Here is a 600-nt window from a genome sequence, read left to right on the forward strand (position 1 = left end):
CCGGACGATCTTTCGCGTTATCGTCGTTCCATGTTTTCGTTCCTTCTACTTTTGTTTCGCCTACTTTTGTATTTGTGATGTCAGTACCGTTTACTTTGGATTCATATCCGGCTACTGGTTGTTCTTTCACTTCATACTTGTATGCTACTCCGTTTGCATCGTATGCTGCTAAATCTTTGAATTCGTATTTCCAGTCTGTTACTTTGCTTACTTCTTGCGTCGCAATCACTGTACCATTTTGTAAAAGGTCTACTTTAACCATTTCTGGACGATCTTTCGCGTTATCGTCGTTCCATGTCTTCGTTCCTTCTACTGTTGTTTTGCCTACTTTTGTATTTGTGATGTCAGTACCATTTACTTTTGATTCATATCCAGCTACTGGCTGCTCTTTCACTTCATACTTGTATGCTACTCCGTTTGCATCGTATGCTTGGAGCTTTTCAAATGTGTACTTCCATTCTGTTGCCGTTGTTACTTCTTTTGTGTCTACTACTTTACCATTTTGTAAAAGGTCTACTTTAATCATTTCCGGACGATCTTTCGCGTTATCGTCGTTCCATGTTTTCGTTCCTTCTACTTTTGTTTCGCCTACTTTTGTAT

1 protein-coding gene is annotated in these 600 nt (G+C 39.3%); it reads right to left on the reverse strand.

The window, feature by feature from the left end:
• Positions 1-600: Cna B-type domain-containing protein (locus tag BAU28_RS24670; protein ID WP_116500469.1), on the reverse strand; the 600-nt coding region annotated here is incomplete at both ends.

It is taken from the genome of Bacillus paramycoides (assembly GCF_001884235.1).
Classification (GTDB): Bacteria; Bacillota; Bacilli; order Bacillales; family Bacillaceae_G; genus Bacillus_A; species Bacillus_A paramycoides.